Source organism: Rugamonas sp. FW305-51, from assembly GCF_058786935.1.
Genome location: NZ_JBYSZG010000049.1, coordinates 1 through 21,320, shown reverse-complemented (window position 1 = coordinate 21,320; position 21,320 = coordinate 1). Strand labels below are relative to the sequence as shown.

Genomic DNA, 21,320 nt, shown 5'->3' with positions numbered 1-21,320 from the left:
CCGCGCGCTCAACCAGGAGGAATGCATGTCCGCGACAAAGAAAACCAAGCTGCGCTCGGCCGAGTGGTTCGGCACCCAGGATAAGAATGGCTTCATGTACCGCAGCTGGATGAAGAACCAGGGCATACCCGACCACGAATTCCAGGGCAAGCCCATCATCGGCATCTGCAATACGTGGTCCGAGCTCACGCCGTGCAACGCCCACTTCCGCCAGCTGGCCGAATACGTCAAGCGCGGCATCCTGGAGGCGGGCGGCTTCCCCGTCGAATTCCCCGTGTTTTCGAACGGCGAATCGAACCTGCGCCCGACCGCCATGCTGACCCGTAACCTGGCCAGCATGGACGTGGAAGAATCGATACGGGGCAATCCGATGGACGCGGTGGTGCTGCTGGTGGGCTGCGACAAGACCACCCCGGCCCTGCTGATGGGCGCGGCCAGCGTGGACTTGCCGACCATCGTCGTCAGCGGCGGCCCCATGTTGAACGGTAAGCTCAACGGCAAGAACATCGGTTCCGGCACGGCCGTGTGGCAGCTGCACGAGCAGGTCAAGGCCGGCACCATCACCATGCACGAATTCATGCACGCCGAATCGGGCCACTCGCGCTCGGCCGGCACCTGCAACACCATGGGCACGGCCTCCACCATGGCCTGCATGGCCGAGGCGCTGGGCACCAGCCTGCCGCACAATGCCGCCATTCCCGCCGTCGATTCGCGCCGCTACATCCTGGCGCACATGAGCGGCATCCGCATCGTCGAGATGGTGCACGAAGACCTGCGCCTGTCCAAGGTGCTGCGGCGCGAGAACTTCGAGAACGCGATCCGCGTCAACGCCGCCATCGGCGGTTCGACCAACGCCGTGATCCACCTGAAGGCCATCGCCGGCCGGATCGGGGTCGACCTGGAACTGGAAGACTGGACCCGGATCGGCCGCGGCATGCCCACCATCGTCGACCTGATGCCGTCGGGCCGCTTCCTGATGGAGGAGTTCTACTACGCGGGCGGCCTGCCCGGCGCGATCCGCCGCATGGGTGACGGCAAGCTGCTGCCCCATCCGGACGCGCTCACCGTCAACGGCAAGTCGCTGTGGGAAAACTGCAAGGACGCCCCCGTGTACGACGATGAAGTGATACGCCCGCTGGAAAAACCGCTGCTGGACGATGGCGGCATCTGCATCCTGCGCGGCAACCTGGCGCCGCGCGGCGCCGTGCTCAAGCCGTCCGCCGCCACCCCGGCGCTGATGCAGCACCGCGGCCGCGCCGTCGTGTTCGAGGACTTCGACCATTACAAGAGCCGCATCGCCGATCCTGAGCTGGAAGTGGACGCCAACTCGGTGCTGGTAATGAAGAACTGCGGCCCGAAAGGCTACCCCGGCATGGCCGAAGTGGGCAACATGGGCCTGCCGCCCAAGCTGCTGGCGCAAGGCGTGACGGACATGGTGCGCATTTCGGATGCGCGCATGAGCGGCACGGCCTACGGCACGGTGGTGCTACACGTGGCGCCGGAAGCCATGGCCGGCGGCCCGCTGGGCATCGTGCGCGACGGCGACTGGATCACGCTCGACTGCGCCGGCGGCATCCTGAACCTGGACATCAGCGACAGCGCACTGGCCGAGCGCCTGGCCGAGCGGGCCGCGCGCCAGCAGCCGGTGGCCAGGAGCGGCTACCAGCAGCTCTACATCGACCACGTGCTGCAGGCCGACGAGGGCTGCGACTTCGACTTCCTGGTCGGGCACCGCGGTTCCGAAGTACCCAAGCATTCACACTAAAACTAGCTGGAGACGCCATGTTACTGGTTCAATTCAAGAATGAAGACGAGGCGCGCCGCGTAGGCGTGCTGCAGGACGACACGATCCGCGTGATCGAGGGCTACGACAGCACCTACGCGCTGGCCCAGGCGGCGATACGCGCCCGGCGCAGCCTGGCCGCATTGGCCAGCGAAGCGGTGGGCGCCACGGAAGTCGATTACGACAGCGTGGCCAAGGCGGGCCGTCTGCTGGTGCCGCTCGACCATGCCGACGCGGCGCACTGCTACGTGACCGGCACCGGCCTGACCCACCTGGGCAGCGCCGACACGCGCGACGCCATGCACAAGAAAATCGGCGGCGCCGTCGAAAGCCTGAGCGACAGCATGAAGATGTTCCGCATGGGCGTGGAGGGCGGCAAGCCCCAGCCCGGCACGGCGGGCGTGCAGCCGGAGTGGTTTTACAAGGGCGACGGCTCCATCGTGGCGGCCAGCGGCCAGCCTTTGCAGATGCCTGAATTCGCACTCGACGGCGGCGAGGAACCGGAAATCGCCGGCCTGTACGTGATCGGCGACGACGGCCAGCCTTACCGCGTGGGCTACGCCATCGGCAACGAGTTTTCCGACCACGTGACGGAGCGGCAGAACTATCTCTACCTGGCCCACTCCAAGCTGCGCGCCTGCGGCCTGGGGCCGGCGCTGCTGGTGGGCGACCTGCCGCCCCATGTGGAAGGCAGCTCGCGCATCCTCGACGTGGAAGGGCGGGTGCGCTGGCAGAAGGCTTTTGTCAGCGGCGAGCAGAATATGTCGCACACGATCGCCAACCTGGAACACCACCACTTCAAGTATCCGCTGTTCCGTCGCGCGGGCGACGTGCATATCCATTTCTTCGGCACGGCCACTTTGAGCGTGGCGGACAACATCGTCGTCAAGGCGGGGGAGACGTTCGAGATCGAGGCGCCCCTGTTCGGGCCGACCTTGCGTAACAAGCTGGCCACGTATGCCACTGGACTGGCACAGGTGACGCCATTATGAGCATCACAGGCGAAGCACTGATAGGCGGCATGGCCGTCCAGGGCAAGGGGCAGGCATTCCAGGCCTGGAATCCCACCGAAGGCAAGAGCATGGAACCGGACTTCAACGCGGTGAACGCAGCGCAGATCGACCTGGCATGCCGCCTGGCCGAAGCGGCCTTCGACCCGTTCCGCGCCACCAGCGATGCGCAGCGCGCCACGCTGCTGGAAACCATAGGCCGGCAGATCGAGGAACTGGGCGACGCGCTGATCGAGCGCGCCTGTGCCGAGAGCGGCCTGCCGCGCGCCCGCATCGAAGGCGAGCGCACGCGCACCATCAACCAGCTCAAGCTGTTCGCGAACCTGTTGCGCGAGGGGGCCTGGAACGAGGTGGTCATCGACCGCGCGCTGCCGGAACGCAGCCCGCCGCGCCAGGACCTGCGCCGTCGCATGATAGGCCTGGGGCCGGTGGCCGTGTTCGGGGCCAGCAATTTCCCGCTGGCTTTCTCGGTGGCCGGCGGTGATACCGCATCGGCGCTGGCGGCAGGCTGCCCGGTGCTGTTGAAGGCCCATCCGGCCCATCCCGGTACGTCGGAACTGGTGGCGCGCGCCGTCGTCAAGGCGCTGGCGCAGTGCCAGATGCCGGCCGGCGCGTTCGCGCTGCTGACAGGGGCGGGCAACGAAATAGGGCAGGAACTGGTGCGTCATCCGGCCGTCAAGGCGGTCGGCTTCACGGGCTCACGCAGCGGCGGCCTGGCGCTGATGGCGCTGGCGGCGGCCCGTCCGCAGCCCATCCCCGTCTATGCGGAGATGAGCAGTATTAACCCCGTGTTCCTGCTGCCGGCCGCGCTGGCGGCCCGCTGCGGGCAGATCGCCACCGATTTCGCCGCTTCGCTGACGATGGGCGTGGGCCAGTTCTGCACCAATCCCGGGCTGCTGCTGGCGCTGGATGGCCCGGACCTGGACCGTTTCGAACTGGCGGCGGCGCTGGCCGTGGCCGAAGGACAGGCCGCTCCCATGCTCACGCCCGGCATCGCCCAGGCGTACCGCAAGGGCATGCGCCAGCTGGCCGATCATCCGCAGGTGGCAACGCTGGCGATGGCCGGGCAGCACGACGGCAAGGGCGCGCCGGCCCTGTTCCGCACCAGCGGCGCAGCCTTCCTGGCCCAGCATGCGCTGGCCGAGGAAGTGTTCGGCCCGGCCGCATTGCTGGTAGTCTGCCGCGACATGGCGCAGATGCGCCAGGTGGCCGAAAGCCTGGAAGGCCAGCTGACCGCAACCCTGCAAATGGATGCGGCCGACATGGCCGCGGCGCAGGCCCTGCTGCCGGTATTGGAGCGCAAGGCCGGCCGTATCCTGGCTAATGGCTTCCCCACCGGGGTGGAAGTGGCCGGCGCGATGGTGCATGGCGGGCCGTTCCCGGCCACCTCCGACGGGCGCAGCACATCGGTGGGCACGGCGGCGATAGCGCGCTTCCTGCGGCCGGTGGCATACCAGAACCTGGCGCAGGCATTGCTGCCGCCCGTGCTGCGGGATGATAATGAAGTCTGACGGCGTGCCGGTTAAAGACGTGACGATTAAAAATGGCGCCGCCACGCAGCGGCCGCCGCAGCACCCCCTAATTTGGAGACAGACATGAAACAATTGGCCACCTACGGCAGCCTGCGCGGCAAGCGGGTGTTCATCACCGGCGGCGGCAGCGGCATCGGCGAATCCCTGGTTGCCGCGTTCGCGGGGCAGGGCGCGCTGGTTGCCTTCGTCGACATTGCGCGCGACGCCAGCGAGGCCCTGTGCCGGCGCCTGGCGCAAGCGGGCCATCCGGCGCCGCAGTTCCGTTATTGCGACATCGCCGACATTCCGGCCCTGCAGCAGGCCATGGCCGACCTGGCCGGGCCGGCGGGCGTGAACGGTGACTTCGACATCCTTGTCAACAATGCCGCCAACGACCAGCGCCACCAGACCGGGGAAGTGACGGTCGAGTACTGGAACGAGCGCATCGCCATCAACCAGCGGCCCATGTTCTTTACCTGCCAGGCGGTGCTGGAAGGGATGAAGCGCAAGGGCGGCGGCGCCATCATCAACGTCAGCTCGATTTCGTGGCACGTCAAGGGCGCCGGCTATCCCGTGTACGCCACCGCGAAGGCGGCCGTGGTCGGCCTCACGCGCGGGCTGGCGCGCGAGTTCGGCGCCCACGGCATCCGCGTCAACACGGTCACGCCGGGCTGGGTGATGACGGAGCGCCAACTGGCGCTGTGGGTGGACCAGGCGGCCGAGGAGGAGATCAGGAAGAGCCAGTGCCTGCCCGGCAAGCTGATGCCCGACGATATCGCGGCCATGACCCTGTTCCTGGCCGCCGACGATGGCGCCATGTGCACGGCGCAGGAATTCATTGTCGATGCAGGGTGGGTCTGAGCGGCGCCTCTGAGCCCGGTCCCGCCATCGATATTCCATGCCAGCCGACTGCGCCAACCGCAGCCGGCTTTTTTGCATTTCCGCCTACGACACTGATAGTATTCGCCCATGGATATCAACCCGAACTGGTTCTTGCAAGCCCGCCTGAAAACCCGTCAGCTGCTGCTGCTGATCGCGCTCGACGAGCAGCGCAATATTCACCGCGCCTCGGAAGAGCTGCACATGACGCAGCCGGCCGCTTCCAAGCAGCTCAAGGAGCTCGAGGAGATGCTGGGCGTGCAGCTGTTCGAGCGCCTGCCGCGCGGCATGGAGCCCACCATCTACGGCGAGACGATGATACGGCACGCGCGCATGGCCCTGAACAGCCTGTCGCTGGCGCATGACGACATCGTTGCCGTCAAGTCCGGCCTGCAGGGCCAGGTCGAAATCGGCACCATCATGACGCCTGGCCTGGTGCTGCTGCCGCGCGTGCTGACCATGGTGAAGGAGCAGGCGCCCCGGCTGCGCATCGGCGTGCAGATGGAGCAGAGCAATGTGCTGCTCGAGCAGCTGGAGCGGGGCCGGCTCGACTTCATGATCGGCCGGATTCCGGAGCGGGTGTCCGCGGCCGGGCTCAAATACGAGGAGTTGACGGACGAACCGGCCTGCGTGGTGGTGCGGGTGGGCCATCCGCTGCTGGCTGTCGATGGCCTGCAACTGAGCGACATCGCGGACCGGCCGTGGGTTTTGCCGCCCCAGGGCAGCATCCTGCGCTCGCGCTGCGACCTGATGTTCCGCCGCGCCGGCCTGACGCCGCCCCTGAACGTCATCGATACCACGGCGCTGCTGGTGGTGACGGCGCTGCTGCAGCAGACCGACTCGCTGCACGTGATGCCGATCGCCGTGGCCAGGTATTACGAGTCGCAGAATGTGCTCAGCGTGCTGCCCATCGATTTGCCGTGCCGGATGGACGCTTACGGCATCGTGTCGCTCGATGGGCATTTGCCGTCGCCTGGTGCGGAACTGCTGTTGCGGGCCTTGCGCTCGGTGGCGGCGGAGATTTTCTGAGGCGCCTATTTAGAGTCATGAGTGTAGCGGGCGATGAGCTGGATTTTTGTGCATGCTCATTACCGCAATTGCCTGTCGCTGGTAGCGTTGAGCTTCAATCAACGGAATACCTAATTTGCGAACAGGAGGAAACCGTGGCCACTTCAGCATCCAATCCCAATGCAAATCTTTCACTCAGCAATGATGCCCGGCGCCGTATGCGGAACCAGCGAGAGGGGGCGGTGCGGGGGTACTACAATGATGGACACGGAAACCGGGGCCACTGTACCTACGGCATCGGAATCTTGGCGCATCGTGGACCGTGCACTGCTGAGGAATTGCGCAGACCATTGAGCGGGGCGCAGATTGAAGCCTCGTTCGCGAGCGCTATTCGCGAAGCGGAAAGAGCGGTTCGGAATAACGTTACCCATCAGCCGCTGACGCAAGCGCAATTCGATGCTTTGGTCAGCTATGCTTTCAATACAGGTGCGCGTGGTGCGCGGGAGACTTTTCAGCGCGTTGACCGTGGCGATATGCGGGGGGCTGCGAATACGATTATGAGTAACATTTATTCGAGGCAGGGTGGACGCCGCGTGTACATGCCAGGCTTGGTTACGCGTCGGCGCGAGGAAAGTGCGCCGTTCCGGGCGGCGCAATAAACCATGGTGCGCACATTACTCTTCGCTGGCGCGCTAGCCCTTAGTGCCGCAGCCTTTGCGGCCGGCAGAGACGCGCACCCACCCTTGATGGGGCATTGGACAGTGACTGGTGCCGCCGACGCACAAGAAACCACGTCGCTTTCCAGCGACGACGTCGATAAATTGACCGGTACGGAGCTCGTCTTCACGCCTGAATTTGTGCAATTTTCAAACGAGATTTGCGATAAGCCTAAATTCAAACAGGCCCGGCATAGTACGGCTAGTTTTTTTCGGCGCGAGTACAAGATTGTCCCTAAGCATTTGCGTTTGCCTGATCAGGTCACCGAGATTGAGGTAAGCTGTCAAACGCCTTCTCCGATCAGCTTCGTCTACCTTAGAGACAGGCAGCATATCGTCTTCTACTGGAAGGGATTCTTCCTGAACGCGGAAAGGCGGATTGATAGCAAGCCGTAGACTTAGTCACGCAGTGGAATATGTTCGATTGCCGGGGCCGTCCTGGCTGCCACGTAAATGGGGGCGCGTAAATGGCGCAAATGGGGACGTACCCCTTTTCGCCCCTTTCCGTCCCCCTACTCGGAACAGACTGCGCTTGCTGTTTTAAAGTCCGGCAAGCCAGTGCTTGCCGGGCCACCCGCCGGATTTACTTGTTCTTGTGGTAGACGTCCACAAACACCGCCGCCAGCAGCACCAGTCCCTTGATCACCTGCTGGTAATCGATGCCGATGCCCATGATGGACATGCCGTTGTTCATCACGCCCATGACGAAGGCGCCGATCACAGCGCCCATCACCTTGCCCACGCCGCCCGATGCCGAGGCGCCGCCGATGAAGCAGGCCGCGATCACGTCCAGTTCGAAGCCGGTACCGGCCTTCGGCGTGGCCGTGTTCAGACGGGCCGCGAAGATCAGGCCGGCCAGCGCGGCCAGCACGCCCATGTTGACGAAGGTGGCGAAGCTGACCCGTTCCGTCTTGATGCCCGACAGGCGGCTGGCCTTCTCGTTACCGCCCACGGCATACACGCGGCGGCCGATCACGGTACGGTTGGCGACGAAGGTGTAGGCAGCGATCAGGATCGCCATCACGATCAGCACATTGGGCATGCCCTTGTAGGACGCCAGCAGGTAGCTGAAGTAGACGATGGCGGCCGCCAGCAGTGCGTTCCTGGCCAGGAAGAAGACCAGCGGTTCGTCCGACATGCCGCTGCCGACCGAACGCGCGCGGGCGCGCAGCTTGACGTAGAACAGGGCGCAGGCGGCCACGACCCCCAGCAGCAGGGAAGTGAGGCGCAAATCGCTCACGCTGAACAGGTCGGGAATGAAGCCCGAGCTCAGGTGCTGGAAGCCTTCCGGGAAGGGACCGACCGACTGGCCCTGCAGCAGCGCCAGCGTCAGGCCCTTGAACACCAGCATGCCGGCCAGGGTGACGATGAAGGAGGGGATCTTGGCGTAGGCGACGAAATAGCCTTGCGCCGCGCCGATCAGGCCACCGACGGCCAGGCACAATACGCCGGCGGCGATGTAGTTCAAGTCGTAGTTCACGATCAGCACGGCGGCCAGGGCGCCGACGAAGCCGACCACCGAGCCGACCGACAGGTCGATGTGCCCGGCCACGATCACCATCAGCATGCCGAGCGCCATGATGACCACGTAGCTGTTCTGCAGCAGCAGGTTGGTGATGTTCAGCGGCTGCATCAGTGTGCCGTCGGTCATGAACTCGAAGAAGCCCATGATGAGCACCAGCGAGAACAGCATGCCGTATTCGCGCAGGTTGTTCTTGATGAAGCCCAGCGCCGTCGTGCCCTTGCCCGCTGCCTGCTGGGCCGTGGCCGCAGGGCCTGAGTTGGCCGAGTTGGCTGCGTTGGCCGCCGGCGCCGCCGTGGCAAGGTTGGCCAGGTCGCCGGCCACGCCGGCTTCGAATTGCTTACCCATGTTGCTTGTCTCCGTTTAATACGATGGCGCGCATGATTTTTTCCTGCGTCGCTTCGGCTGCGCTGAATTCGCCCACGCAGCTGCCTTCATTGATCACCATGATGCGGTCGCACATGCCCAGCAGTTCCGGCATTTCCGACGAAATCATGATGATGCTCTTGCCCTCGGCCACCAGCTGGTTGATGATGGTGTAGATTTCGAACTTGGCGCCCACGTCGATGCCGCGGCTCGGTTCATCCAGTATCAGCACGTCCGGATTGGAGAACAGCCATTTGGCCAGTACCACCTTCTGCTGGTTGCCGCCCGAGAGGTTGACCACCTGCTGGAACACGTCGGCGCAGCGGATGCGCAGCTTGCCGCGGAAGCCGTCGGCGACCTGGAATTCGCGTCCCTCGTCGATCACCAGGTGGCGCGCCACGCCGTTCAGGTTAGCCAGGCTGGTGTTGCGCTTGATGTCGTCCTGCAGCACCAGGCCCAGCGCCTTGCGGTCTTCCGTGACGTAGGCGATGCCGTGCCGGATGGCCTTCTGCACCGTGCTCACGTCGATAGTCACGCCGTCCTTGATGACCTGGCCGCTGATCTTCTGCCCGTAGGAGCGGCCGAAGATGCTCATGGCCAGCTCGGTGCGGCCGGCGCCCATCAGGCCGGCGATGCCCAGCACTTCACCCTTGCGTACCTTGAGGTCGATGCCCTTGATGACCTGGCGTTCGGCGTCCTCCGGATGATGCACGCGCCAGTCGCGCACCTCGAAACAGGTGTCGCCGATGCTGGGCGTGCGGCGCGGGTAGCGCTCGGCCATGTCGCGGCCCACCATGTGGCGGATGATGCGGTCTTCGCTGATCTTCTCGACGCGGCAGTCGAAGCTGTCGACTGTGTTGCCGTCCCTGAGCACCGTGATGGCGTCGGCCACCTTGGAAATCTCATTGAGCTTGTGTGAAATGAGGATCGAGGCGATGCCTTGCGCCTTCAGTTCCAGCAGCAGCGCGAGCAGGGCGTCGCTGTCGCTTTCGTTCAGGCTGGCCGTCGGTTCGTCGAGGATCAGCAGCTTGACCTGCTTGGACAGGGCCTTGGCGATCTCGATCAGCTGCTGCTTGCCCACGCCCAGGCGGTTGACCGGGGTGTCGGGCGCTTCGTTCAGGCCCACCTTGCGCAGCAGTTCGCGCGTCTTGTCGTGGGCGGCGTGCCAGTCGATGATGCCGTTGCGGCCAGGCTCGTTGCCGAGGAAGATGTTCTCGGTGATCGACAGCAGCGGCACCAGCGCCAGTTCCTGGTGGATGATGATGATGCCCGCATGTTCGCTGTCGGCGATGCCGCGAAAGGCGCGGGTCTGGCCCAGATAGTCGATGTCGCCGCTGTAGCTGCCGTGCGGGTAGACCCCGCTCAGCACCTTCATCAGCGTGGATTTGCCGGCGCCGTTCTCGCCGACGATGGCGTGGATCTCGCCGTCGCGCACCTTCAGGTTCACATGGTCGAGCGCCGTCACGCCCGGAAAGGTCTTCCTTATCCCGCGCATTTCCAGGATGGTATTCGTCATATTCGCTTTCGGACTGTCTCGAATGGAGACCCTGGCGGCGCTGCCCGCCGCCAGGGCGCATCCCTTATTTGAACTGCGACTCGCTGTAGTAGCCGCTGCCGCTCACCAGCACCTGCTTCCAGTTGCTGATGTCCACGCTGACCGGCTTGAGCAGGTAGGATGGCACCACCTTGACGCCGTTGTTGTAGGTCTTGGTGTCGTTGATCGGCGGGGTCTTGCCGCTCAGGACCGCGTCGACCATGCTGGCGGTGACCTTGGCCAGTTCGCGGGTGTCCTTGAAGATGGTGGAGCGCTGCTCGCCGCGCAGGATGGACTTGACCGACGCCACTTCGGCATCCTGGCCCGTCACCACCGGCATCGGCTGCTTGGGCGTGCCGTAGCCCACGCCCTTGAGCGAGGACAGGATGCCGATGCTCAAGCCATCATACGGCGACAGCACGGCGTCCACGCGGGCCTTGCCGTAGTTGGCGCTCAGCAGATTGTCCATGCGGGCCTGGGCCACGGCGCCGTCCCAGCGCAGGGTGGCGACCTTCTCCATGCCCACCTGTTTGCTGCGCACCACCAGCTTGCCCTGGTCCATGTACGGCTTGAGCACGGACATGGCGCCGTTGTAGAAGAAGAAGGCGTTGTTGTCGTCGGCCGAACCGCCGAACAGTTCGATATTGAACGGTCCCTTGGCGTTCTTCAGGTCGAGCGCCTTTTCGATGTACTGGGCCTGCAGCACGCCGACCTGGAAGTTATCGAAGGTGGCGTAGTAGTCCACGTTCTTGGAATTGCGGATCAGGCGGTCGTAGGCGATGACCTTGATGCCCTTGTCGGCCGCCTTCTGCAGCGCGTCGGCCAGGGTGGTGCCGTCGATGGCGGCGATCACCAGCACCTTGGCGCCCTTGGTGATCATGTTTTCGATCTGTGCCAGCTGGTTGGGAATGTCGTCCTCGGCGTACTGCAGGTCGGGCTTGTAGCCCTTTTCCTTGAATACCTTGACCATGTTGTCGCCGTCGGCGATCCACCGGGCCGACGACTTGGTCGGCATCGAGATGCCGATCAATCCTTTTTCTTGCGCGCTGGCGTAGGAGACGGCGCCCAGGGCGCCCACGGTCAGCAGGGCGGCAAGCAGTGTCTTCATCTTCATTCTAAGTCTCCAGATTCTTATAGGTTTGGTCATGTGGGCCGTGCAGGGTAGCCGGCTTACGGTTATCGCGCTTGCGGCGGTCCGACACAAGCTGCGATGTGTGGATCATAAATAGTCCACAGCGCATTACTAATGACTTTTTCTGCGTGAGCGATATCGAAATGGATATACGTGCGTGTAACGGTCCCGCCCTCTGCGATAAATAGGGCGCTGCGACCCGGATGGGAAATGGTAGCAGATATCGAAATCGATATCAGAAGCTGAAAATTTGTCATTGGTCAGCCATGGGCGCCGGTCCTAAGATGTGGCTTCCTTGACCTCAGATAACGACACGCGCGCCATGAACATTATCACCATCGATACCGGAACCACCAACAGCCGCTGCTACCTGTGGCGCGACGGGGTCCTGCTGGGCCAGGCCGGCGTCGAGGTGGGCGTGCGCGACAGCGCCATCAGCGGCAGCAAGGACGCCCTCAAGCACGCCGTGCGCGACATCATCAAGCTGACGCTGGCCCAGGCCGGGCTGGAAGCGGCCGACGTCGGCCTGGTGCTGGCCAGCGGCATGATCACCTCCAACCTGGGCCTGGTGGAGGTGCCGCATTTGACGGCGCCGGTGGGGCTGGCCGAACTGGCACGCGGCATGGTGCGCATGGAGATGCCGGAAGTATGCTCGCGGCCCATCTGGTTTATCCCCGGCGTGCGTAACCAGAACCACAAGGTCAGCCTGCTCAATCACGAGGCGATGGACATGATGCGCGGCGAGGAGACGGAAACCATCGGCCTGCTGCAGCGCCTGGAGCTGAACGGCCACGCCATGCTGGTGCTGCCAGGCTCGCACACGAAGCTGGTCAGCGTCGACCAGGCGCAGCGCATCACGGGCTGCGCCACCACGCTGTCGGGCGAGCTGCTGCAGGCCATCACCCAGCACACCCTGATCAGCCAGGCCCTGGGCGCCCAGTTCGCGCGCGAGCTGCGGCCCGAGATGCTGCTGGCCGGCGCCGCCACGGCCCAGCGCACCGGCCTGGCGCGGGCCTGCTTCAGCGTGCGCACGCTGGCCCAGTTCACCGACCTGCAGCACGACGACCGCGCCAGCTTCCTGCTGGGCGCCGTGCTGTCGGACGATGTGCTGGCCCTGAAGAACAGCAGCGCGATCCAGATGCGCCCCGACACCACCATCGTCGTGTGCGGCAAGCCGATGCTGCGCGATGCGCTGGCGCTGCTGATCGAAGACAACGGATTCTTTTACGGCCGGCGCATCGTCGCCACCGATGCGCAGCAGGCCGGGCTCTCCGGTGCCGGCGCGATGGTGGTGGCGGCCGCACGCGGGCTGGTGCCGGACGTCACGGCCACGGCCACTGCCGCGGCGTCCGCGTAAGAACGGCCACTGTTACACTCCTTTCACCTCACACCCAGACACCATGACCGATACAAAAAAACGTACGTTGCGCTCCCAGCACTGGTTCGGCGGCGACGACAAGGACGCCTTCATCCACCGCAGCTGGATGAAGAACCAGGGCTATCCGGCCGATTCCTTCGACGGCCGGCCCGTGATCGGCATCTGCAACACCTGGTCCGAGCTCACTCCCTGCAACGGCCATTTCCGCGACCTGGCCGAGGCGGTCAAGCGCGGCGTGCTGGAGGCGGGCGGCTTCCCGGTCGAATTCCCCGCCATGTCGCTGGGCGAATCGAACCTGCGGCCAACGGCCATGTTGTTCCGTAACCTGGCCAGCATGGACGTGGAAGAATCGATCCGCGCCAACCCGATCGACGGCGTGGTGCTGCTGACGGGCTGCGACAAGACCACCCCGGCCTTGCTGATGGGCGCGGCCAGCGTCGACCTGCCGACCATCGTGCTGTCGGGCGGCCCTATGCTGAGCGGGAATTACCGGGGCAAGCCTATCGGCTCCGGCACCGACGTCTGGAAGTTTTCCGAGGATGTGCGCAGCGGCCGCATGACGCAGGCCCAGTTCAATGAAGCCGAGTCGTGCATGTCGCGCTCGAGCGGGCATTGCATGACGATGGGCACCGCCTCCACCATGGCGGCCATGGTCGAGGCGCTGGGCGTGGCCCTGCCGGGCAACGCCGCCATTCCCGCCGTGGACGCGCGCCGCAAGCTGCAAGCCCAGATGACGGGGCGCCGCATCGTCGGCATGGTGCACGAAGACTTGCGCCTGTCGCACGTGCTGACCCGGGCCGCGTTCGAAAACGCCATCATGGTCAACGGCGCCATCGGCGGTTCCACCAACGCCGTGGTCCACCTGCTGGCGATCGCCGGGCGCATCGGCATCGACCTGTCGCTGGCCGACTGGGACCGGCTGGGGCGCGACATGCCTTGCCTGCTGAACCTGATGCCGTCCGGGCAGTACCTGATGGAAGACTTTTATTATGCGGGCGGACTGCCCGTCATCATGCGCGAACTGCTGGGCAAGCTGCACAGCGCCGCGTTCACCGTGACCGGCGCCAGCGTGGCCGACAACGTGGCCGACGCGGAGAACTTCAATCCGGACGTGATCCACCCGCTGGCCGCGCCGTTCAAGGACGACGGCGGCATCGCCGTCCTGAAGGGCAACCTGGCGCCGCGCGGCGCCATCATCAAGCCGTCGGCCGCCTCGCCGGCGCTGATGCGGCACCGGGGCAGGGCGGTGGTGTTCGACAGCATCGAGCACTACAAGCGCCGCGTGGACGACCCTGAACTCGAGATCGATGCCGACAGCGTCATGGTGCTGCAGAACTGCGGCCCCAAAGGTTATCCGGGCATGGCGGAAGTGGGCAACATGGGCTTGCCGAAAAAGCTGCTGGCCCAAGGCGTGACGGACATGGTGCGCATCTCGGACGCACGCATGAGCGGCACCGCCTTCGGCACTGTGGTGCTGCACGTGGCGCCGGAGGCGGCCATGGGCGGCCCGCTGGCCCTGGTGCGCGACGGCGACATGATCGAACTCGATGTGGCCAACCGCCGCCTGCACCTGGAAGTGGACGAAGCCGAGCTGGCGCGGCGCCAGGCCGCCTGGCGCGCACCGGAGCCGGCCATGCGCGGCGGCTACCAGTCCATGTACATCGAACACGTGCTGCAGGCCGACCAGGGCGTGGACCTGGACTTCCTGGTCGGTTGCCGCGGTTCGGCCGTGCCGCGCGAGTCGCACTGATGGCCGCGCCGTTGACATTGCTGGTGGACGGGCGCAATGAGCTGGGCGAGTGCGCGCTGTGGTGCGAACGCCGCGCCTGCGTCTACTGGACCGATATTCACCATGCGCGCCTGTACAGCTACAGCCCGGCCAGCGGCGCGCAACGGGTGTGGGATCTGCCCGAGCGCCTGTGCAGCTTCGCCCTGACGGACGACCCGGACGTGCTGCTGGCCGGCCTGGCCTCGCGCCTGGCCTGGCTGGACCTGCGCAGCGGCGCCGTGACCACGATCGTGGAGGTGGAGCCGGACTTGCCCGACACCCGCGTCAACGACGGCCGCTGCGACCGCCAGGGACGCTTCGTGTTCGGCACGCTGGACCAGCGGGCCAGCAAGGAAGCCATCGGTGGCTACTATCGCCTCAATACGGATTTGACGCTGGAGCGGCTGCCGCTGCCGTCGTGCGCCATCGCCAACAGCATCTGCTTCGGCCTGGACGGCGACACGATGTACTTCAGCGACACGCAGCGCCAGACCATCGAGCGGTGGGACGGCTATGGCAGCGGCGGCCCGGCGCGCACCACCGTGTTCGTGGACCTGCGCGGCACGGACGCCTGGCCCGACGGTTCCATCATCGACGCCGAAGGCCATTTGTGGAATGCGCAATGGGGTGCCTCGCGCGTGGCCCGCTACGCGCCCGACGGCACGCTGGAGATGATTTGGGCGCTGCCCGTCACGCAGCCCAGCTGCCCCTGCCTGGGCGGCGCCGGATTGGACCAGTTGTTCGTCACCACCGCGTGGGAACACATGGACGCTGTTACACGGGTCGCGCAACCGCTGGCCGGCGGGCTGTTCGGCACGCGGCCGGAAGGCGCGCGTGGCCTGCCGGAATCGCGCTTCGGCGCCACGCCCTGAACCGGAATGAACGAGGAATCGACATGTACAAACACGAATTGATGCAAACCCTGCTGCGCCGCCCCATGGTGGCCATTGTGCGCGCGGCGACCGCCGATGCGGCGCTGGAAACGGCCGAGGCCTGCATCGCCGGCGGCATGACGGCGCTGGAAGTGGCCTTCACCACGCCGGACACGCTGGACGTGCTGCGCACACTGCGCCAGCGTCACGGCGAGCGCCTGCTGCTGGGCGCCGGCACGGTGCTCGACCCTGAAACGGCGCGCATGGCGATCCTGGCCGGCGCGCAGATGATCATCTCGCCGTCCGTGAATGTGGACACGATACGCATGTGCCAGCGCTACCAGGTGCTGTCCATGCCCGGCGCCGTGACGCCGACGGAAATCGTGACGGCGATGGAGGCGGGCGCCGACCTGGTGAAGATATTCCCGGCCGAGACGCTGGGCCCGGCCTACCTGCAAGCGCTGCGCGCGCCCCTGCCGCAGGCGCCGCTGATGCCCACCGGCGGCGTGACGGTCGAGAACCTGCCGCAATGGTTCGCCCACGGTGCGCTGGCCGTGGGCATCGGGGGCAGCTTGAGCGCGCCGGCCGCGCAGGGCGACTACCGCGCCGTCACGGAACGGGCACGCAGCTTTGTCGAGCGCCTGGGCCGGTGAAGCGCCCCGTGTTGACTGAATTGGCCGTTTAACGGCAGAGAGGAAGAATGGTACGATGCGGCCCGGCGCGACAATCTCGCCCGTTACGCATAAGGAAAAAAATCAGCATGTGGATTGTTCAGCTCTGTCTCATCATCCTGGCCGCAGGCCTGTGTGGCGCCGGTGCCAGGCGCATCGGCCAAAGCCGGGTGGTGGGTGAGATCGCGGCCGGACTGCTGCTCGGTCCATCGATCCTGGGCGCGATAGGCGGCCCGTATTATGGTGCCGTGTTTGCACCCGAGGTGACGCCCGTGCTGTCCAGATTCGGCGAACTGGGGCTGGTGCTGCTGATGTTCCAGCTCGGCCTGCACCTGGACCTGAAACAAGTGTGCGCGCAGGGCCGTATGCGGATGCCGGTGCTGGTGGCGCTGTTGGGGATCTTGCTACCGTTCGCCATCGGTTGCGGCATCGCGCAGCTGTCGTTGCCGTCGCTGGGGATGGGCGTGCCAGCGCTGGCTTACGTGCTGTTTTGTGGCGTCACCCTGTCGATATCGGCCGTGCCGGTGATGGCCCGCATCGTGGTGGACCTGGGCCTGACCGGCACCCCGACGGCACTCGTCGCCCTGACGGCCGCCACCCTGACCGATGTGCTGGGATGGCTGATGGTGGCCATGATCGCCGCGCTCACCGCCGGCATGCAGGCCTGGCACGATATCGCGCGCAACGTCGGCCTGTTGTGCGTCTTTGCAGCCGTCTCGCTGCTGCTGGTCCGGCCCTTGTGGCGCACCCTGTTCCGGCGTGCCGCCGGTCCGGACGCCGTCGTACGGCTGCTGCCGGCCGTGTTCTGCTATGTGCTGTTGTCGTCCTGGATAACCGCCGGGATAGGATTTCATAGCGCTTTCGGCGCGCTGGTGGCGGGGCTGGTCTTGCGCGACCAGGCTGCGTTCACGCGCGCCTGGTCGCAACGGGTGGATGGTTTCGTGGAACTGGTCCTGATGCCCGTGTTCTTCGCCTATGCCGGCATCCAGGCCAACCTTGGCGCACTGCCGGCGGCCAGTTTCTGGCCCTGGTTCGGGCTGTTCCTGGCCGGTGCCGTGGTCGGGAAACTGGGCGGCAGCTACCTGGGCGCGGGGCGGGGGGGCGCGCCCCGGCGCGAGGCGGGCATGATCGGCGTGCTGATGAACACACGCGGCTTGATGGAATTGATCGTGCTGACGATAGGGCTGCAGTTGCACGTGCTGCCGCCCGTGGTCTACTCCATGCTGGTCTTGATGGCACTGGTGACGACCGCCATGACGGTGCCGCTGCTGCGCGTGCTGATGCGCGGTGCGGCGGCGCCGGAACAGGGCGCCGCACGTGCCATTACAGGCTGAGTAAAAACTGCCGGATCAGTGCGGCAAATTCCTGCGGCTGTTCCAGTACACTCAGGTGCGATGCGGCGGCGATCAGTTCCAGCCTTGCCTGCGGCACCTGCTGTGCCATGCGCTCCGACATGGCCGGCGGCGTGCCCATATCCAGCTCACCGGCAATCACCAGCAGCGGCACCGCCAGTTGTGGCAGGCGCGCCGTGGTGTCGATGCCGGCCACCGCCGCGCAGCAGCCTACATAACCTTCGGCCGAAGTGCTGACAAGGCGGCGCCGGAAGCGGGCCACGGTCGCCGCTTCTCGCGCGCGGTAGCCTTCGTGGAAGTAGCGGCCCATGACGGCGTCCGCGATCGCTTCGATACCGGCAGCGCGCACGGTGTCCATCCGCTCCTGCCACATGGCGCGTGCCGCGTCGGGATAGCCGGAGGTGGAATTGGCCACCACCAGCGCCGCCACCAGCGAGGGGTGGCGCAGCGCCAGTTCCTGGCCCACCATGCCGCCCATCGATACGCCTATCCAGACGACCGGGCCGGAATCGAGCTCGCGCAGCAGCCGCGCTGCGTCGTCGGCCAGGTCGGCCATGCCGTACGGCGCGGGCGGCGCGTCGGAGCCGCCGTGGCCACGGTGGTCGTAGCAGATCACGCGGCAGTCCGCGGCCAGCGCGTTGGCCAGGTCGTCCCACATGGTCAGGTCGCAGCCCAGCGCATGGCTCAGCACCACGGTGTGGCGCGGCGCCTTGCCGCTGCGCGGGGCGCGCACCGTGTAGTGCAGGGCGGGGGCGCTGGCCGTATAACCTTCCTGGCCCACGCCGGGATGGACGGTGGCGGCCGGCGCGGCCGGCGCCAGCGCGCCGTCCGGTCCGGGCCGCAGTTCGCGCAGGATGTGCTGCGCCAGCGCGAAGCCCGTGTTGGCGGCCGGTACGCCGGCGTAGATGGCTGCCTGCATCAGCACTTCCTTGAGCTGTTCCGGCGTCAGTCCGTTCTCGCTCTCGTCCTGCAGGGCGGCGCGTACGTGCAGTTCGAATTCCTCCCAGCGCGCCAGCGCCATGGTGGTGGCCAGCACGATCACGCGGCGGGTGCGCGCGTCGAGCCCGGGCCGTCCCCAGATTTCGTGCCAGGCAAAGCGGGTGATGAGGTTCTGGAATTCGGCGTTGAAGGCGGTGGCGCCGGCTTGCGAACGGTCCACCCAGGCGTCGCCCAGGATGCGGCGCCGGTTGCGCATGCCGCGTTCGTAATCGTGGTCGGTAGTGTCGTGGCTCATAGCGGCATGGTGTTGGGTTTTGTATCGGTGAGCGTAGCGGTCTGTGCGTACGCCTGATGCAGGGTGTACAGGTGCGCCAGCTGGGTGCGTGCCAGTGCGGCGGCAGGTGCTGCTGCGGCGACGGGATCGAACAGGGCCTGCCAGCGTGCGAGGTCTATCTTGCCATGCAGGCGGCTGTCGTTCTCGATGGCTAGCTGCGCCACGTCCCGCAACGGGCGGCCGTTGGCGACGGCGGTGCGGCACAGTTGTTCGACCAGCGCGTAGGCGGCCGGGCGGCCGATGGTGCCGGCCAGGCAGGCGGCCACCGATTCGCCGTAGACCAGTCCACCGAGCGCGTCGATGTTGCTGCGCATGCGCGCCGGGTCCACGTCCAGGCCGCCGATGGCGTCGTTGAGGGCGTTGAGCGCGCCGTGCGTGCTGAGGAACAGGCCGGGCCACTCGGCCAGCTCGGCCTGCCAATTGCCCAGGCCACGTTCATGCTGCTGGCCCATGGCGCCCAGCAGCGCCGCCGCCGCATGCGGCGTGCGGCCGGCGCCGGCCAGCGCGATCATGGCGGCCACCGGATTGCGTTTGTGCGGCATGGCCGAGGAGCCGCCCCGGCCGGCGCCGGACGGTTCGGCCAGTTCGCCGATCTCGCCTTGCGCCATCAGACTGAGGTCGGTGGCGATCTTGCCCAGGCTGCCGCTCAGGACGGCCACTTCCAGCCCCAGCCTGACCCATTCGTCGCGCTGTGTATGCCAGTTCATGGCCGGCGTGGCCAGGCCCAGCTGGCCGGCCATGTGGGCCGCCACCGCCTGCCCATGTTCGCCCAGCACCGACAGCGTGCCGACGGCGCCGCCCAGCTGCAGTTGCAGCGCGCGGCCGGCGGCGGCCCGCAACTGGGCGCGCGCGCGCAGCAGCGGGGCGGCCCATCCGGCCAGCTTGAAGCCGAAGCTGGTCACCTGGGCCGGTTGCATCAGCGTGCGCGCCAGGACCGGGGTGTAGACATGGCGCTCGGCCAGGGCCAGCAGGGCGCCAATCAGCTGTTCCAGGCCCGTGTCGAGCAGGGCCAGCGCGTCGCGCGTGACGAGCACCATGGCCGTGTCGATCACATCCTGGCTGGTGCTGCCCCAGTGGACGAAGGTCGATGCCGGCTCGTCGTACAGGGCCACTGTGTTGGTCAGCTCCTTGACCAGCGGGATGGCCAGGCTGCCGGCGCGGCGGCCGGCGTGCAGCAGGGCCGGGATGTCGTACAGCGGCGCGTTGCAGACACTGGCGATGGCGCGTGCGGCGCTGTCCGGGATCAGGCCGTGCGCGGCCTGGGCCTGGGCCAGCGCCGCCTCGAAGCGGAACATGGCCTGCACCACGGCGCCGTCGTCGAACACGGCGATCATGGCTGGCGTGGTGAGGAAACTGTCGAACAACGATACGCTCATGCGGGCTCCGGCATCAAGTCAAGTGCGTCAAGCATAGTCGAAGAACACGGTTTCGTGCTCGCCTTGCATGTGGATGTCCCAGGTGTAGGCATCCTGGCCTGTGCGGCGGGCCACCAGCGTGGCGCGGCGCGCGGCGGGCACCTGGTTCAGGAAGGGCGAGCTTGCCAGGCCGGCGTCGTCTTCCAGGAACACGGCGCTGAACTGGTGCTTGACCAGGCCCCGTGCGAACACGGTCACGTACAGGGCCGGTGTGCCGGCGGCGGCAAGGGCGGGGCGGGGCAAGGCAATCTGGAACACGCCGTCGTCGTTGCTGGGTACGCGGCGAAAGCCCGGCAGCAGCTGTTCCTGCTCGGCCGCCGCCACGTCGGGCAGCCAGGCTTCGATCACGGCGTCGTTGATTGCAACGCCGGCACCGTCGCGGATGATGCCGCTGACGGTGATGCAATCGGCGGCGTGCGGCTGCGCTGCCGTGGCGTCGCTGGCCCAGCGCCATGCCTCATGGAAGAACGGACCGACGGTCTGGGTGGTGGTGATAGGCAGTGTCATGTTGCTCTCCTCAGATGCCCATGGGCGTGGCGTCGCGGCCGCGCAGGACGATATCGAATTCATAGCCCAGCATCTGGTCGCCGACGGTTTCGGCCAGGCTGAAACGCGAGATCAGGCGCTGGCGCGCGGCCGGATCGGCGATGCTCTGGAAGATGGGGTCGTAGTCGAACAGGGGATCGCTGGGGAAGTACATCTGCGTCACCAGGCGCTGGGCGTAGACGTTGCCGAACAGTGAAAAGTGAATGTGGGCCGGGCGCCATGCCTTCTCGTGGTTGCCCCAGGGGTAGGGGCCGGGCTTGATGGTGACGAAGCGGTAGCGGCCCTCGTCGTCCGTCAGCATCTTGCCGAAGCCGTAGAAGTTGGGGTCGAGCGGGGCGTTGTGCTGGTCGCGCTTGTGCCAGTAGCGGCCGGCGGCGTTGCACTGCCAGACTTCCAGCAGCGAGTTGCGTACGGGCTGGCCGTCTTCGTCGAGCACGCGGCCGGTAACGACGATCTTTTCGCCCAGCGGTTCGCCGGCGCCGTGGGCCGTCAGGTCCGTGTCGTGGGGCAGGATCAGGCTGGGGCGGGCTTCCAGGTTGGTCGACACGGGCGCCGGCGCCTCGATGCGCAGGGCGGGCTGGGTG

Annotated in this window: 19 protein-coding genes; 12 read left to right on the top strand and 7 right to left on the bottom strand. The window is 66.3% G+C overall.

Annotated features, from left to right (window positions below):
- The first annotated feature begins 25 nt into the window (after nucleotides 1-25).
- The 7 genes from AC3WOS_RS24115 (at nucleotide 26) to AC3WOS_RS24085 (ending at nucleotide 7,303) form a co-directional block, all read left to right on the top strand.
- Nucleotides 26-1,765, top strand: coding sequence for an IlvD/Edd family dehydratase (locus AC3WOS_RS24115; protein ID WP_492719278.1), 1,740 nt, complete (start codon nucleotides 26-28; stop codon nucleotides 1,763-1,765).
- A gap of 17 nt (nucleotides 1,766-1,782) precedes the next feature.
- Nucleotides 1,783-2,775: an AraD1 family protein gene (gene araD1 / locus AC3WOS_RS24110; RefSeq protein WP_492719277.1), complete on the top strand. Its 993-nt coding sequence runs from the start codon at nucleotides 1,783-1,785 to the stop codon at nucleotides 2,773-2,775.
- Nucleotides 2,772-4,304 carry an aldehyde dehydrogenase (NADP(+)) gene (locus AC3WOS_RS24105; RefSeq protein WP_492719275.1) on the top strand — a complete coding sequence of 511 codons (1,533 nt, stop codon included), beginning with the start codon at nucleotides 2,772-2,774 and terminating at the stop codon, nucleotides 4,302-4,304. The genes araD1 and AC3WOS_RS24105 overlap by 4 nt, the downstream gene beginning before the upstream one ends.
- Nucleotides 4,305-4,388: 84 nt before the next feature.
- Complete coding sequence (locus tag AC3WOS_RS24100; RefSeq protein WP_492719274.1) at nucleotides 4,389-5,165, top strand: SDR family NAD(P)-dependent oxidoreductase; 777 nt, start codon at nucleotides 4,389-4,391, stop codon at nucleotides 5,163-5,165.
- Between the two features lie 108 nt (nucleotides 5,166-5,273).
- Entirely contained in the window at nucleotides 5,274-6,212 is a 939-nt protein-coding gene (locus AC3WOS_RS24095) for a LysR family transcriptional regulator (RefSeq protein ID WP_492719273.1), read from the top strand.
- A gap of 17 nt (nucleotides 6,213-6,229) precedes the next feature.
- Nucleotides 6,230-6,850, top strand: coding sequence for a glycoside hydrolase family protein (locus AC3WOS_RS24090; protein WP_492719271.1), 621 nt, complete (start codon nucleotides 6,230-6,232; stop codon nucleotides 6,848-6,850).
- A gap of 3 nt (nucleotides 6,851-6,853) precedes the next feature.
- Nucleotides 6,854-7,303: a hypothetical protein gene (locus AC3WOS_RS24085; RefSeq protein WP_492719270.1), complete on the top strand. Its 450-nt coding sequence runs from the start codon at nucleotides 6,854-6,856 to the stop codon at nucleotides 7,301-7,303.
- A 187-nt stretch (nucleotides 7,304-7,490) separates the two neighbouring features.
- Here AC3WOS_RS24085 and mmsB read toward each other — a convergent pair whose 3' ends face one another.
- The 3 genes from mmsB to chvE form a co-directional block, all read right to left on the bottom strand.
- A complete protein-coding gene (gene mmsB / locus AC3WOS_RS24080) occupies nucleotides 7,491-8,777 on the bottom strand; it encodes a multiple monosaccharide ABC transporter permease (RefSeq protein WP_492719268.1) in 1,287 nt (428 codons plus the stop codon).
- Nucleotides 8,770-10,311: a multiple monosaccharide ABC transporter ATP-binding protein gene (gene mmsA, locus AC3WOS_RS24075; protein WP_492719266.1), complete on the bottom strand. Its 1,542-nt coding sequence runs from the start codon at nucleotides 10,309-10,311 to the stop codon at nucleotides 8,770-8,772. Before mmsA ends, mmsB begins: the two co-directional genes overlap by 8 nt.
- Before the next feature lie 64 nt (nucleotides 10,312-10,375).
- Nucleotides 10,376-11,443 (bottom strand): multiple monosaccharide ABC transporter substrate-binding protein, encoded by a 1,068-nt coding sequence (chvE, locus tag AC3WOS_RS24070; RefSeq protein ID WP_492719264.1) that lies wholly within the window; start codon nucleotides 11,441-11,443, stop codon nucleotides 10,376-10,378.
- 340 nt (nucleotides 11,444-11,783) lie between these two features.
- Between chvE and AC3WOS_RS24065 the strand changes: the two genes are divergently transcribed.
- The 5 genes from AC3WOS_RS24065 (at nucleotide 11,784) to AC3WOS_RS24045 (ending at nucleotide 17,484) form a co-directional block, all read left to right on the top strand.
- On the top strand, nucleotides 11,784-12,818 hold the full coding sequence (locus tag AC3WOS_RS24065; RefSeq protein ID WP_492719262.1) for a 2-dehydro-3-deoxygalactonokinase: 1,035 nt from the start codon (nucleotides 11,784-11,786) through the stop codon (nucleotides 12,816-12,818).
- Nucleotides 12,819-12,861: 43 nt separating this feature from the next.
- On the top strand, nucleotides 12,862-14,589 hold the full coding sequence (gene araD, locus AC3WOS_RS24060; RefSeq protein WP_492719260.1) for an L-arabinonate dehydratase: 1,728 nt from the start codon (nucleotides 12,862-12,864) through the stop codon (nucleotides 14,587-14,589).
- Nucleotides 14,589-15,479, top strand: a complete 891-nt coding sequence (locus AC3WOS_RS24055) for an SMP-30/gluconolactonase/LRE family protein (RefSeq protein WP_492719258.1) — start codon at nucleotides 14,589-14,591, stop codon at nucleotides 15,477-15,479. The genes araD and AC3WOS_RS24055 overlap by 1 nt, the downstream gene beginning before the upstream one ends.
- Nucleotides 15,480-15,502: 23 nt before the next feature.
- Nucleotides 15,503-16,132, top strand: coding sequence for a bifunctional 2-keto-4-hydroxyglutarate aldolase/2-keto-3-deoxy-6-phosphogluconate aldolase (locus AC3WOS_RS24050; protein ID WP_492719256.1), 630 nt, complete (start codon nucleotides 15,503-15,505; stop codon nucleotides 16,130-16,132).
- 107 nt (nucleotides 16,133-16,239) lie between these two features.
- Nucleotides 16,240-17,484 carry a cation:proton antiporter gene (locus tag AC3WOS_RS24045; protein ID WP_492719254.1) on the top strand — a complete coding sequence of 415 codons (1,245 nt, stop codon included), beginning with the start codon at nucleotides 16,240-16,242 and terminating at the stop codon, nucleotides 17,482-17,484.
- Here the strand turns inward: AC3WOS_RS24045 and pcaCD are convergent.
- Genes pcaCD through AC3WOS_RS24025 form a run of 4 tightly spaced genes read right to left on the bottom strand, consistent with a single transcriptional unit; the run spans nucleotide 17,474 to nucleotide 21,301 of the window.
- A complete protein-coding gene (pcaCD, locus tag AC3WOS_RS24040; protein WP_492719252.1) occupies nucleotides 17,474-18,736 on the bottom strand; it encodes a bifunctional 4-carboxymuconolactone decarboxylase/3-oxoadipate enol-lactonase PcaCD in 1,263 nt (420 codons plus the stop codon). The two genes, AC3WOS_RS24045 and pcaCD, sit on opposite strands and share 11 nt — an antisense overlap.
- Complete coding sequence (gene pcaB / locus AC3WOS_RS24035; RefSeq protein WP_492719250.1) at nucleotides 18,733-20,151, bottom strand: 3-carboxy-cis,cis-muconate cycloisomerase; 1,419 nt, start codon at nucleotides 20,149-20,151, stop codon at nucleotides 18,733-18,735. The genes pcaCD and pcaB overlap by 4 nt, the downstream gene beginning before the upstream one ends.
- A gap of 27 nt (nucleotides 20,152-20,178) precedes the next feature.
- Nucleotides 20,179-20,697, bottom strand: a complete 519-nt coding sequence (locus AC3WOS_RS24030; protein ID WP_492719248.1) for a peptidase associated/transthyretin-like domain-containing protein — start codon at nucleotides 20,695-20,697, stop codon at nucleotides 20,179-20,181.
- A 10-nt stretch (nucleotides 20,698-20,707) separates the two neighbouring features.
- Entirely contained in the window at nucleotides 20,708-21,301 is a 594-nt protein-coding gene (locus AC3WOS_RS24025) for a dioxygenase family protein (protein WP_492719307.1), read from the bottom strand.
- Between the last annotated feature and the right edge of the window lie 19 nt (nucleotides 21,302-21,320).

Excerpts from the sequence above, each read along its gene's own strand:
- AC3WOS_RS24095 (WP_492719273.1), top strand. The coding sequence starts at position 5,274 with ATGGATATCAACCCGAACTGGTTCTTGCAAGCCCGCCTGAAAACCCGT.
- chvE (WP_492719264.1), bottom strand. The coding sequence starts at position 11,443 with ATGAAGATGAAGACACTGCTTGCCGCCCTGCTGACCGTGGGCGCCCTG.
- mmsB (WP_492719268.1), bottom strand. The coding sequence starts at position 8,777 with ATGGGTAAGCAATTCGAAGCCGGCGTGGCCGGCGACCTGGCCAACCTT.
- mmsA (WP_492719266.1), bottom strand. The coding sequence starts at position 10,311 with ATGACGAATACCATCCTGGAAATGCGCGGGATAAGGAAGACCTTTCCG.
- AC3WOS_RS24085 (WP_492719270.1), top strand. The coding sequence starts at position 6,854 with ATGGTGCGCACATTACTCTTCGCTGGCGCGCTAGCCCTTAGTGCCGCA.
- araD (WP_492719260.1), top strand. The coding sequence starts at position 12,862 with ATGACCGATACAAAAAAACGTACGTTGCGCTCCCAGCACTGGTTCGGC.
- AC3WOS_RS24050 (WP_492719256.1), top strand. The coding sequence starts at position 15,503 with ATGTACAAACACGAATTGATGCAAACCCTGCTGCGCCGCCCCATGGTG.
- AC3WOS_RS24090 (WP_492719271.1), top strand. The coding sequence starts at position 6,230 with ATGAGTGTAGCGGGCGATGAGCTGGATTTTTGTGCATGCTCATTACCG.
- AC3WOS_RS24105 (WP_492719275.1), top strand. The coding sequence starts at position 2,772 with ATGAGCATCACAGGCGAAGCACTGATAGGCGGCATGGCCGTCCAGGGC.
- AC3WOS_RS24055 (WP_492719258.1), top strand. The coding sequence starts at position 14,589 with ATGGCCGCGCCGTTGACATTGCTGGTGGACGGGCGCAATGAGCTGGGC.
- AC3WOS_RS24115 (WP_492719278.1), top strand. The coding sequence starts at position 26 with ATGTCCGCGACAAAGAAAACCAAGCTGCGCTCGGCCGAGTGGTTCGGC.
- AC3WOS_RS24045 (WP_492719254.1), top strand. The coding sequence starts at position 16,240 with ATGTGGATTGTTCAGCTCTGTCTCATCATCCTGGCCGCAGGCCTGTGT.
- AC3WOS_RS24065 (WP_492719262.1), top strand. The coding sequence starts at position 11,784 with ATGAACATTATCACCATCGATACCGGAACCACCAACAGCCGCTGCTAC.
- araD1 (WP_492719277.1), top strand. The coding sequence starts at position 1,783 with ATGTTACTGGTTCAATTCAAGAATGAAGACGAGGCGCGCCGCGTAGGC.
- AC3WOS_RS24100 (WP_492719274.1), top strand. The coding sequence starts at position 4,389 with ATGAAACAATTGGCCACCTACGGCAGCCTGCGCGGCAAGCGGGTGTTC.
- AC3WOS_RS24030 (WP_492719248.1), bottom strand. The coding sequence starts at position 20,697 with ATGACACTGCCTATCACCACCACCCAGACCGTCGGTCCGTTCTTCCAT.
- pcaCD (WP_492719252.1), bottom strand. The coding sequence starts at position 18,736 with ATGAGCCACGACACTACCGACCACGATTACGAACGCGGCATGCGCAAC.
- pcaB (WP_492719250.1), bottom strand. The coding sequence starts at position 20,151 with ATGAGCGTATCGTTGTTCGACAGTTTCCTCACCACGCCAGCCATGATC.